The organism is Sporomusa sp. (assembly GCF_035561155.1).
Lineage (GTDB): Bacteria > Bacillota > Negativicutes > Sporomusales > Sporomusaceae > Sporomusa.
Genome location: NZ_DATMYD010000001.1, coordinates 37,021 through 51,524 on the forward strand (window position 1 = coordinate 37,021; position 14,504 = coordinate 51,524).

Consider the following 14,504-nt stretch of genomic DNA (forward strand, 5'->3'; position numbering starts at 1 on the left):
AGTATCATCCCTTTAACTTTTTTAACACACTAGTATCGGTTGACCGAAATGAGCGTTTGAGCCGGTAAGTTAGAATCACCAGTACTACTACAGCCACCATCACATCCAAAAAAACACCAAGCTCAATAATAAGCGGCAAGCCTGTAGTTACTGAAAGCCCTACCAAATACAGGCCATTTTCCATGGTTATCAAACCGACTATCTGCAATACCGCCTGCCGTCTGGTCATTATCATTGTCAGCCCGATTAATGTCATGGCCACTGCAGCAGCAAGTGCATCCCGGCTGACAACGCCTGGCAGTGCCCGGTCAATCAGACCATATGCCAGCACAATCATAGCGCCTGCTGCCATGACCGAGTAATTGGGACTCAAAATCGGATTATCTTCCCGCTCCCGGCGCAGCATGGAGACTATACGGTAGAGTGCATAAGGAATAAGTCCGGCTTTAATAACAAGCGTAAGTGCCGCAGCAATATATGTATGCGCCTCCCCAGTGTCAACAGCGACAATAGCACATGACAACGCCACCAAGGCCGATTGAACCAACAGAATATTAACCGCAGTCTTAAGACTAGTAACCCTGCTCAACAAGAGCGCCAAAAACAGTAAAATTATAATAAGCAAATTCATTGCCCGTTTCCTCCCCTACTGCGCGACCAGCGCTAAAAGCGCCAGCATTCCGGCCACACCCATAAATCCGGGCACTTTAAATAATCGCATCTTATTGGTACTGGTCTCAATGGCTGCCAGAGCAACTGCAGTCAGCAGTACCTTGCCGGCTATCCAAAGAACTGACGCGACTGGGGATAAGCCACCTGGCTGCCAAGGCAAAAACAGCGTAACAAATAAAATGATAAATACCAGCTGCTTGATAGCAGATGCCCAGAAAACCAATCCTAAACAACGCCCGGAGTATTCGAGCACCATACCTTCATGAATCATGGTAAGTTCAAGATGAGTGTCAGGGTTATCTACGGGAATTCGTCCTGTCTCGGCCACTAATATAATTAAGAAGGCCATGGCGGCAAAAATATACGGCAGCGAAAACGGCGTGACCGCAGCAGCGCCTGCCATAGCAGCCAATCCTGTCGATCCCGCTCGCACGGCTATGGTAAGTAGCGTCAAGAGCAGTACCGGCTCAACTAACACACTGATATACATCTCCCGTGAGCCGCCCATACCGCCAAAAGCACTCCCTGCGTCAAGCGAAGCCAGTGCCAGAAAAAAACGCCCGGCAGCCAAAAGATACAAAAGTACAAATAAATCACCTGACGACAAAAACGCAGCCGCGCCAAAAGCGCCGGTAAAATAGATGTACGGCGCCAATATAAATATCCATGATGTGGTAGGCGACACTACACTGTCTTTCTGCAACAACTTAAACAAATCAAAATATAGTTGCAGCAATCTTGGACCGCGCCGATTTTGCAAACCAGCCTTAACCACCTTAACAATCCCGGCCACCAGCGGTGCCGCCGCCAGAATGAGTAATGCATAACCGGCATTGGCCAATACTATAGCCACTTGTTCCATATTTTCACCACCCTGTAGTTAAGATGAGCGCCAACACGGTAATTGCCGTGATGTAGCCGATATAGAGCTGTACGCTGCCGGCCTGGATTGCTTTCATGAACTGAGCAGCAGTAATGATGCCTTTATTAATAGGGTGGTAAATGGCGCTAAAGATATCGGTAATGCTTACATGATAACTCAGCCGCCGTCCAAAGTAGCTGTTCGGGCTCAAATCGGCAAGTGTTTCCCGCTGTGGTCGCAAAATAGCGCGAAAAGCCAGCCTGATCGGTTTAGAAAAGCCGGTAGCCGTATACTCCATCCTGGCTGTTGGCACAATACCGCAAGTCCAGGTTTCTCCTTCAGACACCTGCGGCTTACCATACAGCCGATATAACGCCACTGCGGCTACCCCGCCCAAAAAAGCAATTGCCACCACCACAGGCATTTCCAGATTTGCATTGACGCCACCGGTCTGGACCTGTGCTACATGCCACGCAGTACCCCTAAAGGCCTGCGCAACGTCAATCCCCGCAATACCAAACAAAACTTTCTTGAGAATATTAATCACCAGTTCTGGCCATAGCCCGAGAAGAACACATAACCCCGAGAGGATCGCCATGGGAGCAAGCATAGCCTTACTCGCTTCTTGGGCTTGCTCAGCATGAATGCTGCGTGCCTTAGCCAAAAAGGTAATACCAAATACTTTGACAAAACAAGCGGCAGCCAAAGCCCCTGTAAGACCGAGCAGCGCGACTAAAACAGCGCCAAATACCTTCCCTGATGCCCCGGTTAAAGCCTGTGGCACATAAAACATGGCCTGAAAGGTCAGCCATTCGCTGACAAAACCGTTTAAAGGCGGCAACGCCGAAATAGCGGCAACCCCGGCTAAAAACCAGGATGCAGTATAGGGCATCTTTTTTATAAGACCGCCTAAATGTTCAATATCTTTGGTATGAGTAGCCTGAAGCACCGCCCCTGCCCCCATAAACAGCAGTGACTTAAATAGTGCGTGGTTAAGTACATGATATAGCGCGGCCGCCCAGGACAGAGCCGCCAGTATTCCCAGGCCTTTAGCTGTAAATATTAGACCGGCCCCTATTCCCAGAAGGATAAGGCCAATATTTTCCACACTGGAATACGCTAACAGACGTTTCAAATCATGTTCCATGAGTGCATATAAAACCCCGAGCACAGATGAGACAATGGCCAACACCAGAACAAGCGTCCCCCACCATACCGGCCCCACTCCCAGAAACTCAAGGAAAAAGCGGCATAACCCATAAATAGCTGTCTTAATCATAACCCCAGACATCAAAGCTGACACATGGCTAGGCGCTGCCGGATGCGCCCGCGGCAGCCAGATATGTAAGGGAATCATTCCTGCTTTGGCCCCGAACCCAATAAGCGCGCATAAAAACACCACATTCCTGGTCCAAGCATCAAGACTGCCTGCGCCTTGCGCCAAGCTGTTGAAATCCAGACTGCCAGCCTTGTTCGCTAATAAGAAAAAAGCCGTGATAATAAAAGCTGTCCCTACATGTGTCATAACGATGTAGACAAACGCTGCCCGTCTGGTTTCGCTCTGTTCGTGCTCATAGTTAACCAGAAAAAAAGAAGTAACTGCCATAAGCTCCCACACAACAATAAATGCTGCTGCATGGCTGACACTAACCACTAAAACCATCGATAACAAAAAAGCGCAATAAAGTGACGCCATTACCTGGTAGCGCCGGCCATCCCCGTAATATTCACGGCTATAGCCAATAGCGTAAACGCTGGCCGCGCAGCCTATAATCCCGATGGTCAGCAAAAAATACGCAGTCAGATAATCCAGTCGAATATGCACTGGCCCTGTGGGCATAACCCACGGCGTGACTACTGCGACTTTGCCGCCATCAAAAACAAAAATTGCACACAGTACGACCGCCAGACATCCCAGCGCTGCCATTCCATGTGCAACATAGTTGACTATTTTGTTATTATTAGTGACAAATGGCGACAGTACGCCTGTGATAAAGGAAACTAGCGACAAATACAATAATAACTCGGCAAGCATTGTAACCGACTCCGTTCTGGCAAATATTAATTGATATTTCATACTATATCATTGTAACATAATAATGTACTTGCGTGTGGGGAAAACTTAAAAATTTTACATAAAATTGACATATTATGCATTTTAAAGGGGAGAATACGCAATGGAAAAAATACGTATTGTTATCGCTGATGACCACGCCGTGTTGCGTTCCGGACTTAAAGCACTGCTGAACTGTTCGCCATTATTTGAAGTGATTGGTGAAGCCGGGGATGGTCAACAGGCGATTACTATGGTAGAGGAACTTCGCCCTGATGTGCTGCTTCTGGACATATCTATGCCGGTTATGAGTGGTGTCGATTGTATTAAAGAAATAAAGTCCCGTGGTCTCTCCTGCCGTATCCTTGTCCTCACGATGTATGATGATGATGAGTATATTAAAGAAGTTATGCGGGCCGGCGCTGACGGCTATGTCTTAAAAAAATCGGCAGACACTGAACTCGTCGAAGGCATCATAAAAATTCACTCAGGCAAAAAGTATCTGAATGAAACCATGTCGCAAACGCTTTTGACCAGTCTCCTGCGGGTAAATGACGAAAAAAGCGATCAGCGCGATCCATATACCCTGTTAAGCAGCCGGGAACGACAAGTACTTAGACTACTGGCGCAGGGGCATACTAATAGCGAAATTGCTGAACAATTGTCGCTAAGCGCCAAGACGGTTGACACTTACCGGTCACGAATCATGAATAAATTAAATGTGCGAAAAAAATCAGAGCTTGTTAACTATGCCCTGCAATACAAGCTGATCAACATGTGAAACTTAGTACTTCTTGTCAGGTTTTTCCCTACAATTACTTACGGCACTTTCTTACTCTAATTTAAGGTAAGTGCCTGATTTACTTTTATGCAAAGTTTAGCGAGAATAATGATAAAAGCACTACGTCTTATAAGTTGTGAAAATTTAAAAAATAAAGGAGCATGAGCAAATGCAAAAGCAACATATCGACGCGCTCAAGAAAATTGTTGGCGATGAACACGTGCTGACAAGCGTGGAGGACCTGCACTGCTATTCTTATGACGCTACTCCCGGTTTTTCTCACATGCCTGACGCAGTTGTCAAACCCGCGACTACAGCAGAAATAGCCAAAGTATTAGCACTGGCCAACGCTGAGAAAATACCCGTATATACCCGTGGCTCAGGCACTAACTTGAGCGCCGGTACTGTCCCCACCAAAGGCGGCCTTGTGCTCCTCATGACCCGAATGAGCAAACTGATAGAAATCGACACTGAAAACCTAGTGGCTGTTGCCGAACCTGGTCTCATTGTGTCTGACCTTAATAAAGCAGTTGAACCTTATGGCCTCATTTACCCGCCTGATCCTGGCACAGTAACAACTGCTACGTTAGGTGGCACTGTTTCTGAAAACGCCGGCGGTCTGCGTGGACTCAAATATGGTGTAACCAAACACTATGTAATGGGTCTTGAAGTTGTTCTGGCCAACGGACAGGTTATGAATGTCGGCGGAAAAAATGTAAAAGACGTATCCGGTTATGATATGACCAAGCTCTTTACCGGTGCTGAAGGCACCTTAGGCGTAATTACTAAGATTATTGTTAAGCTGGTACCAGCTCCTGAGGCAAGAAAGAGCATGATGGCCATTTTTAAAAACCTCGACAATGCTGGAAATGCCATTGCTGCTATCATCGCTGCCAAGATTATTCCAGCAACACTGGAAATTATGGATAACCCCACAATCCGTACTGTTGAAGATTATGCCAAAGTAGGATTGCCGACAGACGCTGAGGCAGTACTCCTCATCGAGGTTGACGGTATTCCTGAGGTTGTGGACAAAGAAGCGGCTAAAGTTATGGAAGTGTTAAAGACCAATAATGCTGACGAAGTGAAGATGGCTAAAGATGCAGCCGATCGTGACAAGCTGTGGGCTGCCCGCCGGGCTGCGCTCCCTGCTCTGGCGAAACTCCGCCCCACCACCTTTGTCGAAGACGCTACCGTTCCTCGCAACAAGGTTCCTGATATGATTCGCGCCGTGAATGAAATTGCTAAAAAATATAATGTTACTATTGGCACCTTCGGCCATGCTGGCGACGGCAATATGCATCCTACAATTGTTTGCGATATTCGCGACAAAGAAGAGATGGATCGTGTGTATAAAGCCATGGACGAAATCTTCGGCACTGCCATTAAGCTGGGCGGCACCCTTTCAGGCGAGCACGGCATCGGTCTTGGCAAGCTTAAATATATGGAAGATCAGTTTGGCCCGGTTGCTATGGAAGCTATGAAGAGTATCAAACGCGCCCTTGACCCTAACCTCATTTTGAATCCTGGTAAACTAGTGGGAGAGTGTTAAAATGAGTGATACCAATAAGCCTATTACAGCGCAAGCTATTAATGAGCACGATAAAGCGTTGCTAGCTGATCTCCAAGACGCGCTTGCCAACTGTATGAAGTGCGGCAACTGTATGGAGGTGTGCCCGATCTATAAGGAATTGGGCACCGAAACCGCTGTTGCCAGAGGTAAGCTGGCGCTTATGGAGGCCGTATTAAGCGGCAAGATTCCTATTAGTGAAAACTTTGATAAATGGATGACCAAATGTGTATCGTGCAAAGCATGTACGGTAAAATGCCCTTGCGGTGTACCGGCCGACGAACTCATTGTACGCGGCCGCCAGGCTGCCGTAAAAGCGCGTGGTCTGCATCCGATTAAGAAACAAGTATTTAACTTGCTAAAAAACCGGGCTATGTTTGATTTAGCACTTAGGATGGCCGGCCTCTTCGGCCCGCTGAGCTTTAAAAAACTGCCCCGCCCTATGGCGGCAGTGGCCCGCTTCCCAATGCCTGGTCTTGATAAACGCCGCGTAATAGCCCCCTTTGCCGCATCGCCTTTAAGAACTCAGCACCCTGAAGTCATTAAAGTTGACAAACCTAAAATGAAAGTTGGTTTCTTTACTGGCTGCACACTCAACTATATTTACACTGATGTTGGCCAAGCTGTCATTGACGTCCTTAAGGCTAACAACATTGAAATCGTTATGCCTGCCCTGCAACACTGCTGTGGTACTCCGATATACATGTCCGGCGATGTGGAATCCGCAAAGCTCTTGGCAAAACACAACATTGAGGTTTTCGAACAGTATAATGTTGAATATATCATTGCAGCCTGCGGTTCATGCACCGAAGCATGGAAGATCGAATTTGTCGAACTGTTCCATGACGATCCGGCCATGAAGGCTCGCGCAGAAAAACTTGCGAGAAAAACCTATGAAATCAGCGAGTTCTTAATTGACGTTGTCAAAATTGACAAAAATAAACTAGGCCCGGTTAACGCCAATGTAACTATGCACGACCCGTGCCATATGGCACGCGGTATCAAAGTAACAGCTCAACCGCGCCAAATATTAAAATCAATTCCTGGATTAAATTTCATAGAAATGAAAGAAGCTGACCGCTGTTGCGGATCGGGAGGCTCATTCAGCCTTGCAAACTATGAGATCTCGCGTAAAATTAATGACCGTAAAATCACCAATATTGCTGCAACCAAGGCCGATACGGTAGCCACAAGCTGCGGTACCTGCCGAATGCATATTATTGACGGTCTTGTCCAAAACAACATGGACCAAAATGTTGTCCATGTGATTCAACTTTTGGATAAGGCTTATAAAGCAGGCCAAAAGAAGTAATATTTACTTCATCTATGCTTGTGATGATATTGGATGGTCTGACTCACCCCCACAGTCATCACAAGCAATAATATGGCAATCTCACACTCAATGAAAAACAGAAAGCGGTTAATGGGCTTGGCCCAAACCGCTTTCTGTTTTTTTACGGCGGCCAAGTGGTATCTCTACAGTGATTACTGTACCTTCCCCTTCGGCCGAATCAATATAAAAATCACCTGACAGCAAGGCGATTCGCTCGTGCATGCCATGAATCCCAAGGCAAGTATCACTGCCAACACCGCTTAAAATATCGGCATTGAAACCAATCCCATTATCTTTGACAGTTAGTATTAGTTTAGCGCGTTGCTTCTTAAGCATCACTCTGACCTGTGTCGCTTTGGCGTGTTTGGCGATATTGGTTAATGCTTCCTGCAAAATACGGTATAACGTAATTTCGATTTCAGGTAAAAACCGTTGGCGTGACAGGTTGAGTACATTAAGCTCTACTGCAATATTGTATTGCCGGGAATAATTTTCTGCATACTTTTGCGCAGCCGCTACCAACCCCAGATCATCTAACAGAGCAGGTCTAAGCTGTACAGCCAGATGATGAACATCTTCCAGCGTTTTTACTGCTAAATCCCGCATTTCCAAGATTTTTTCCCGTTCGCCTTCACTATGAACATGCTCAGATAATACCCTCAGGCCAACAATGATTGATGTCAGTGCCTGGCTGGTTTCGTCATGAAGTTCCCGCGAAATCTTTTTACGCTCTTCTTCCTGGACACTAATTATTTTGTTCAAAAGAATGGATTGAAGCTCTTCTTTTTCCTTAAGTGCCCGCACCAATTTTTCCTGCCTGGCATTAGATTCTAAAGCTGCTTCGACAAATTTGGCTGCCAGCCGGGCATAGGGCGCCGCCGTATCAGGGGCGCCGGAAACACCTATTACTCCGACACAACCATCACCAAACATAATAGGTACATTAAATCCTTGCCTTACGCCCTTAAGCTGTGACTCTTCATCAGCTGTCACCGAAAATTCCCGAATAGGGCCGCTTATCAGCATGCGGGCAGCTGCCTCATGAATATGAGACACACGCTCTTTACTGAATGAGGCAATAATGACGCCATGATTATCGGTAATATTTACATTTTTATTAAGTTCTGCCGCAACAATATCAACAAGCGACTGGGCAAACCTCGGATCAAGCTCCATGGTTCTCCTCACCGGACTTGGCTGTGACTTCTTTACAAGCCTCGTCGGCGCGTTTTTTACGCCAATAACCAACAGCCAAGACAAATAAGGTTACTCCGGCCTCAAGCAAGAGCGCATATGGTTTAAACCACACGCCAAGTACGGCATCGGCAACCATCATCTTGGCGGCTGTCCAGCCAAGAATGGCTGCACCCACATAAATAATAATTGGGTATTTATCCATAAGCGTCATTAACATCTGGCTGCCGAATACCACTAGCGGTATGCTTAATGCAAGACCAAAAATTAATAATCCTAAGTGGCCGTCAGCTACACCGGCAATAGCTAATACATTATCCAGACTCATTATTAAATCAGCAAAAATAATAACCTTTAACGCTTCCCAAAAGCTGTTGGCACCTTCACAGGAAACTTCCTTATGTTCGTCACCAAGCAAATTGACCGCAATATATACCAAGGCCACTCCACCAAGAAACTGTACATAGGGAATTTTAAGCAAGAGCGCGGCAACCATAGTCAGTAAAATTCTCAGTATAACAGCCCCGGCGCTTCCCCATAGTACAGCTTTCTTACGCTGATCATGGGGCAGGTTTCTACTAGCCAGAGCTATGACAACAGCGTTATCACCACTTAGTATTAGGTTAATGAGCGTAATACTGCCTAACGCTATCAATAGTTCCATCGAAATAACCCCCTCAAAAATATGTTGCTTGATGATATTCTAGTTATTCAAACTTACTAAGTAATTTTTGTCAACTCCCCCTCTCAATAATTAAGGACCTTCCCGTCAGCAACGGTAAGGTCCTTTCCTAACTAAATAGCAATAAGACCTTGGTGTAGTATATATTAGGCGATATACTAAAGGTCTCACTATTGGACTGCTCCAACGACACAGCCATGCACAGGGTGCAGGATTGTTGACTGTGTCTGTCAGTTACTCCCCCTTAGGGTTTACATTAGTATTTAATTAGTTTTATCATATTATAGAAATTGTATCCAGTCAATACAATTTACTATGTAGTAATATTACCAGTACTGTCTAATAATTCTTGCTAATCAAAGGGTGATAGAGTATTATGGTAGAGGACATTATTTAAAATTGATCTCTAAAGGAGGAAGTTCTCAATGTCAAGCCAACCTGTTAATTTGGCTAACTTATGTCCCGAAAAGCAAGGCCTCAAGCGTGATATGAAATCCCGCCACTTGCTCATGATATCTATTGGCGGTACTATCGGCACCGGACTATTTATGGGCTCAGGCCAAACTATTAACCAAGCCGGAGCATTTGGTGCGATTTTGGCGTATATGGTCGGCGGCCTTATCATGTATTTAGTGTTGTTATGCCTTGCTGAACTAACTGTCGCCATGCCAGTATCCGGTTCTTTCCAAAGCTATGCTACCCGCTTTATTTCACCGGGTGCCGGCTTTACCACCGGCTGGCTATACTGGATTAACTGGGCGATATGTATTGCCGCCGATTTTACGGCTGCCGGCATTATTATGCATAACTGGTTTCCCGATGTCGCGGTTTGGATCTGGTGCACCGTATTTGCTATAGCACTGGCCGGTCTCAACTTGGTGTCTGTTAAAGCTTACGGAGAAACCGAGTTTTGGTTTGCCAGCATTAAGGTTGCTGCTATTTTATCATTTATTATTGCAGGCTCAGGGCTCATTTTTGGGTTTAGCAGTGGACAAGCCGGGCTGGGGTTTTCTAATTTTGATACTGGCAGTGGTCTATTCCCCAACGGGTTTGGAGCAGTATTTCTGACCATGATTGCTGTTATTTACTCCTTTCAGGGAGCTGAGCTTGTCGGCATTGCCGCTGGCGAATGCAAAGAACCGGGAAAAAACGTACCTCGGGTTATTAAAGGAATTTCTGTCCGCATCATTATGTTCTACGTTCTGGCCATGATTGTACTTGCCGGTAACATTCCTGCTTCTGAAGCAAGTGTGTTAGAAAGCCCGTTTGCTTATGTTTTCGGAAAAACAGGTATTCCCTTTGCCAAAGATATTATGAGCTTTGTGGTACTAACCTCGGCCTTATCGGCAGGTAACTCAGCACTGTATGCCTGCTCACGGCTGCTCTGGTCGATGGCACAAGATAATCAGGCACCCTCCTGGCTCGGGAAGCTAAATGCCAGCGGCGTCCCCTATAATGGTGTACTGATAACACTGGTACTGGCCTGCATGTCGCTCCTTACTGAGAGATTTGCCGCTGATACGGTATACCTTTGGCTTATGTCCAGTACGGGTTTGACAGGCTGTTTAATTTGGATGATTATTGCCTGGTGTCAGATTAACTTCCGCCGCGAATATACAAAACTGGGCGGAAAAATTGAGGCTCTTGGCTTTAAAACACCCTTCTATCCGCTAGTTCCTATTCTCGCATTTGTTCTTAATCTGGTCGTAATTGTCAGCTTGTATTTTGACGAAGCCCAACGTATTGTCATCTATACCGGTTTCCCTATTTTGGCTGCCATCTACGCTTATTACCGGCTATTTCTTGATAAAAAAATACAAAATAACAGTTCACTACCTATGCGTTAGTAGTCCACCAATTACCAATAGACCGCCTCCCCATCTGGTGTGATATAATAATCGAGTATCGATATGTTATGTCACCTAGATAGGGAGGCCTTTCTCTTTATGGATACTTTGTCTCATGCCTTAGTGGGCATTGCCGTTGCTGGATTATCAGGGCATCCGTTAAGTTTTGGCGATCCTCTTTACTTAGCAAGTATTATCGGCGCACAAGCGCCTGATTTTGATATAATTGCACAAATCCGCGGCAATTTTTCCTACCTCAGACAACACCGGGCCTTTTCTCATTCGATACCGGGTCTTGTCATGTGGTCAGGTTTAATTACCGCCGGTTTTTTCTTATGTATGCCAGACACACCGCTTGCTCAGGTTTTTATCTGGTCATTTTTAGGCGGCCTGTCTCATATCTGCATTGACTTTTTCAATGCTCACGGAGCAGCGATTTTGTTTCCTTTTAGCCGGGAACGCAAAAGTTTCAGTCTGCTCAATGTTTTTGACCCATTCCTTTTAACAATTATGCTTACGGTATTTTTGCAAGGGCTGACGCCTCGTGAAACCTCGCTGCTATTTTTTGCATCTGTCGGGCTATATACCCTGCTAAGGTATCTGCTTAAACTAAGGGCGACTATTTTACTTAGGCAACACTTTATTAACAGCGGAATTAGTCGCATCCTGGTTATGCCATCGCTTAGAAGCGTATTTTGCTGGGACTTCGTCATTGAGACGGCAAATCACTATTATGTTGGCCAAATTGGTGCGCTTCAGCCAGTTTTAACCCTCCACACCGAACTACTGAAACAAACATTATCCCCTGCTCTACAGGGAGCACAAAAAACTGTCTTAGGAGAATTTTTTTCATCATTTACGCCATTCAGCTACTTTACCGAATATCAGGATACTGATCAACATGCAAAACATGTGCGCATTTATGATTTACGCTACTTTTTTAACCAAGGCTTCCTGCATAGCGCTACAATTATTTATGGGCATGATGAACAGCCGTGCGATTCATATATTCAGACTTATGGGCGAAAAATTAAAATACCGTGCTAGAGCTGAGATTGCTTCACAGCGTTCGCAATGACAGACTGGGAGAGAATGAACCCTTTCCTGTCACTGCAAACGTAGTGCAGCAATCTCAATTTTTTTACTTTCTGCTTGCCTTGAACGCAATTATTGTTTATAATGACCCCCCCAGGGGAGGGGGTATTAAAATAAAGAGGTACCCATAAAAATGTACTGAGTATTTTTAGCTTATTTAGCAGTTGGTTATTTTTATCCGGCCGCCGGTTTAGTTGCCCTTATCTGTATGCTGGCGCCTATACTGATAGCTCCGTTTAAAGGCCGTTACTGGTGCGGTAATTATTGCCCTCGCGGTAGCCTGTACGATAATATTCTATCTAAATTTTCACCGAATAAACCTATCCCGGCCTTCCGCACACCAGGTTTCCGTACTTTTATGGTAGCGTTAATCATGTCGGTATTCGGCATTCAGATGTACTACGCTTGGGGCAATTTAGACGAAATGGTTTAGTATTTTTGCGCATCATCTTCATCACCACCGTTGTCGGTATCCTGCTAGGGCTTATTTATTGGTTTAGCCGAAAAAGCTCTAAGCCACTTACTGTAAACAACACTTGCGTCAGCTGCAATTTGTGTACCAAAGCATGTCCTTTTGACCTAGCTCCTTATAATGCAAAAGGGACAGCGACCGGTTTTACCCATAGTGACTGCCTAAAATGCGAAAAGTGTGTTGCTGCTTGCCCTAAACAGAGTCTAGTATAGCTAACATAAACTACCTGCTTACTGCTAAAAGGGGATTATTCATTCCTGGCGAATTACTGATTATCATGTATTATGTAAAGTAAGGAGTGACATTGTGCTTAAACCGATAAGTGTCGCCCTGATGGTGGCAACGCTTATGCTATCACAGCCTCTTGGAGCAGCAGCCTCGGCTTTATCAATCAGTAACTGGCAAGCCAGCGGCTCGCAAATGTGGCGAATTACCTTCCCGGGTTATGCTACCGGCTTACCTGATTCACAAAAAGCCAACAGTGGTACTTCTGAGCTTCATTATCCACAGTCAGGCAACTACGCTACTATCAATTATGAAGAACAGCTATCCCCTAAACACAAGCTAAGTGTAGAAGCAGGCGTTTTAGGCACAATAACACCGGCAACCGGCAGTGATTCTGACTGGGATTATTCAAAATCGCAGGATTTATGGTATTATGGCGTTTTTCAAACAAAAGGCAGCAGCACCTTTATTAATATCGATGTCAGGCTACCGAGCAGCCCTAATACTGAATTTTTTTATGGGTATGGATATTCAAATAGCCATTATCTGATGACTGATGGCTATTATTCAATTATGGATTATGCTGGAACAACCACGTCTCTGCCTAATCTTAATTCGGCTTATTCTATTGTTTATCAGGGACTGCATGCCGGGTTTACTGGCACGAAACAACTAGCGCCAAAGCTTGCGCTGGTCGGGAGTATCCGCTACTCACCGCTCATGCTGGTGCAAGGCCATGGGTGGTGGAATCTGCGCAATCTAGATTTTGAACATCTGGGCTCAGGCCAAATGCTGGACGGAAAAATCGGCCTGCGCTATAGTGTGGCAGGGCACCGTGATAACGCGCTTACTCTAGGCTATCGTTATCAGCAGTACAGCTTATACACGGGTTCCGAAAACACCAGCTCTTCAATAACTTGGACAAATGCCACTAAAGTACAGCAGGGTTGGTATATGGGCGGAGACTTTACGTTTTAATAGCAAATCCGAGTTCAAAAATACTAGCCTGTGCCTTGGCTACAGGTCGTTTTTTTCTTGATTTGCCTGCTTTGATTTTGAAAGTATCGATCCGACAATGACAACACTAACCGCAAAAGCAGCAGGTATTGCCCAATGTGTCCAAGGATATGGCTCTAATAGCGGCATAATTTTTTTATCAGAGGTTGCCATCTCACCAGCAGTCCAGCCTAAAAACGCCGCACCGATAGTAATAATTATCGGCCAGCGCTCCATAAGCGCATTGATTACTTTGCTGCCCCAGATAATGATGGGGATACTAATAGCCAGGCCGACAACCAGTAAAGTAATATTACCTTTCGCAACTGCAGCAATGGCAATAACATTATCAATACTCATCACCATATCGGCAACAATAATGGTTTTGATAGCATCTCCCAAGCTGTTTTTGGCTTCTAATTCTTCGTGACTTTCTTCGCCAGCCAAAAGTTTAATAGCAATCCAAAGTAGAGCCAAGCCGCCAATCAGTTGTAAGTATGGAATCTGCAGCAAAAATATGGCCGCAAAAGTTAGAAGTATTCTTAGTCCGATAGCCCCGGCACCGCCCCAAAATATGGCTTTTCTTTGTTGTTCATGCGCCAGCTTGCGACTGGCTAAAGCGATAACCAAGGCATTGTCGCCGCTTAAGAGCAGATTAACAGTAATAATACTAAAGAGTGCTACTGCCCAGTCCACAGCTTCACCTCCATTATTATTGTAAG

General features: G+C 45.5%; 14 protein-coding genes. 8 read left to right on the top strand and 6 right to left on the bottom strand.

The genetic code is table 11. The annotated features are described in order from the left end of the window. Positions 1 to 4: 4 nt before the first annotated feature. From VN447_RS00185 to hyfB, 3 genes are read right to left on the bottom strand one after another with little or no spacing between them, the layout of a single operon-like run. Entirely contained in the window at positions 5 to 631 is a 627-nt protein-coding gene (locus VN447_RS00185; RefSeq protein WP_325521591.1) for an NADH-quinone oxidoreductase subunit K, read from the bottom strand. A 15-nt stretch (positions 632 to 646) separates the two neighbouring features. Next, the gene (locus tag VN447_RS00190) at positions 647 to 1,534 is read right to left on the bottom strand and encodes a respiratory chain complex I subunit 1 family protein (RefSeq protein ID WP_325521593.1); all 888 of its coding nucleotides are present in this window, start codon (positions 1,532 to 1,534) and stop codon (positions 647 to 649) included. 4 nt (positions 1,535 to 1,538) lie between these two features. Continuing rightward, complete coding sequence (gene hyfB / locus VN447_RS00195; protein ID WP_325521595.1) at positions 1,539 to 3,569, bottom strand: hydrogenase 4 subunit B; 2,031 nt, start codon at positions 3,567 to 3,569, stop codon at positions 1,539 to 1,541. A 142-nt stretch (positions 3,570 to 3,711) separates the two neighbouring features. On the opposite strand from hyfB, the gene VN447_RS00200 reads away from it, so the two are divergent. The 3 genes from VN447_RS00200 (at position 3,712) to VN447_RS00210 (ending at position 7,250) form a co-directional block, all read left to right on the top strand. After that, the gene (locus VN447_RS00200) at positions 3,712 to 4,368 is read left to right on the top strand and encodes a response regulator transcription factor (RefSeq protein ID WP_325521597.1); all 657 of its coding nucleotides are present in this window, start codon (positions 3,712 to 3,714) and stop codon (positions 4,366 to 4,368) included. Positions 4,369 to 4,537: 169 nt separating this feature from the next. Next, entirely contained in the window at positions 4,538 to 5,920 is a 1,383-nt protein-coding gene (locus VN447_RS00205) for an FAD-binding oxidoreductase (RefSeq protein ID WP_325521599.1), read from the top strand. A 1-nt stretch (position 5,921) separates the two neighbouring features. After that, positions 5,922 to 7,250 carry a (Fe-S)-binding protein gene (locus tag VN447_RS00210; protein WP_325521601.1) on the top strand — a complete coding sequence of 443 codons (1,329 nt, stop codon included), beginning with the start codon at positions 5,922 to 5,924 and terminating at the stop codon, positions 7,248 to 7,250. 108 nt (positions 7,251 to 7,358) lie between these two features. On the opposite strand, the gene VN447_RS00215 is transcribed toward VN447_RS00210, so the two are convergent. Then, a complete protein-coding gene (locus VN447_RS00215; RefSeq protein ID WP_325521603.1) occupies positions 7,359 to 8,447 on the bottom strand; it encodes a sugar diacid recognition domain-containing protein in 1,089 nt (362 codons plus the stop codon). Continuing rightward, complete coding sequence (locus VN447_RS00220) at positions 8,437 to 9,129, bottom strand: TerC family protein (RefSeq protein WP_325521605.1); 693 nt, start codon at positions 9,127 to 9,129, stop codon at positions 8,437 to 8,439. The genes VN447_RS00215 and VN447_RS00220 overlap by 11 nt, the downstream gene beginning before the upstream one ends. A 443-nt stretch (positions 9,130 to 9,572) precedes the next feature. On the opposite strand from VN447_RS00220, the gene VN447_RS00225 reads away from it, so the two are divergent. From VN447_RS00225 to VN447_RS00245, 5 genes are all read left to right on the top strand, one after another. Further along, a complete protein-coding gene (locus VN447_RS00225) occupies positions 9,573 to 10,994 on the top strand; it encodes an amino acid permease (protein ID WP_325521607.1) in 1,422 nt (473 codons plus the stop codon). Between the two features lie 99 nt (positions 10,995 to 11,093). Next, the gene (locus VN447_RS00230; protein ID WP_325521609.1) at positions 11,094 to 12,041 is read left to right on the top strand and encodes a metal-dependent hydrolase; all 948 of its coding nucleotides are present in this window, start codon (positions 11,094 to 11,096) and stop codon (positions 12,039 to 12,041) included. Positions 12,042 to 12,297: 256 nt separating this feature from the next. Next, a complete protein-coding gene (locus VN447_RS00235; protein ID WP_325521611.1) occupies positions 12,298 to 12,522 on the top strand; it encodes a 4Fe-4S binding protein in 225 nt (74 codons plus the stop codon). A 5-nt stretch (positions 12,523 to 12,527) separates the two neighbouring features. Next, positions 12,528 to 12,773, top strand: coding sequence for a 4Fe-4S dicluster domain-containing protein (locus VN447_RS00240; RefSeq protein WP_325521677.1), 246 nt, complete (start codon positions 12,528 to 12,530; stop codon positions 12,771 to 12,773). 94 nt (positions 12,774 to 12,867) lie between these two features. Further along, positions 12,868 to 13,764, top strand: coding sequence for a hypothetical protein (locus VN447_RS00245; protein ID WP_325521613.1), 897 nt, complete (start codon positions 12,868 to 12,870; stop codon positions 13,762 to 13,764). Positions 13,765 to 13,803: 39 nt separating this feature from the next. Here VN447_RS00245 and VN447_RS00250 read toward each other — a convergent pair whose 3' ends face one another. After that, positions 13,804 to 14,478, bottom strand: a complete 675-nt coding sequence (locus tag VN447_RS00250; protein WP_325521615.1) for a TerC family protein — start codon at positions 14,476 to 14,478, stop codon at positions 13,804 to 13,806. Positions 14,479 to 14,504: the final 26 nt, after the last annotated feature.

Excerpts from the sequence above, each read along its gene's own strand:
- VN447_RS00185 (WP_325521591.1), bottom strand. The coding sequence starts at position 631 with ATGAATTTGCTTATTATAATTTTACTGTTTTTGGCGCTCTTGTTGAGC.
- VN447_RS00190 (WP_325521593.1), bottom strand. The coding sequence starts at position 1,534 with ATGGAACAAGTGGCTATAGTATTGGCCAATGCCGGTTATGCATTACTC.
- hyfB (WP_325521595.1), bottom strand. The coding sequence starts at position 3,569 with ATGCTTGCCGAGTTATTATTGTATTTGTCGCTAGTTTCCTTTATCACA.
- VN447_RS00200 (WP_325521597.1), top strand. The coding sequence starts at position 3,712 with ATGGAAAAAATACGTATTGTTATCGCTGATGACCACGCCGTGTTGCGT.
- VN447_RS00205 (WP_325521599.1), top strand. The coding sequence starts at position 4,538 with ATGCAAAAGCAACATATCGACGCGCTCAAGAAAATTGTTGGCGATGAA.
- VN447_RS00210 (WP_325521601.1), top strand. The coding sequence starts at position 5,922 with ATGAGTGATACCAATAAGCCTATTACAGCGCAAGCTATTAATGAGCAC.
- VN447_RS00215 (WP_325521603.1), bottom strand. The coding sequence starts at position 8,447 with ATGGAGCTTGATCCGAGGTTTGCCCAGTCGCTTGTTGATATTGTTGCG.
- VN447_RS00220 (WP_325521605.1), bottom strand. The coding sequence starts at position 9,129 with ATGGAACTATTGATAGCGTTAGGCAGTATTACGCTCATTAACCTAATA.
- VN447_RS00225 (WP_325521607.1), top strand. The coding sequence starts at position 9,573 with ATGTCAAGCCAACCTGTTAATTTGGCTAACTTATGTCCCGAAAAGCAA.
- VN447_RS00230 (WP_325521609.1), top strand. The coding sequence starts at position 11,094 with ATGGATACTTTGTCTCATGCCTTAGTGGGCATTGCCGTTGCTGGATTA.
- VN447_RS00235 (WP_325521611.1), top strand. The coding sequence starts at position 12,298 with ATGCTGGCGCCTATACTGATAGCTCCGTTTAAAGGCCGTTACTGGTGC.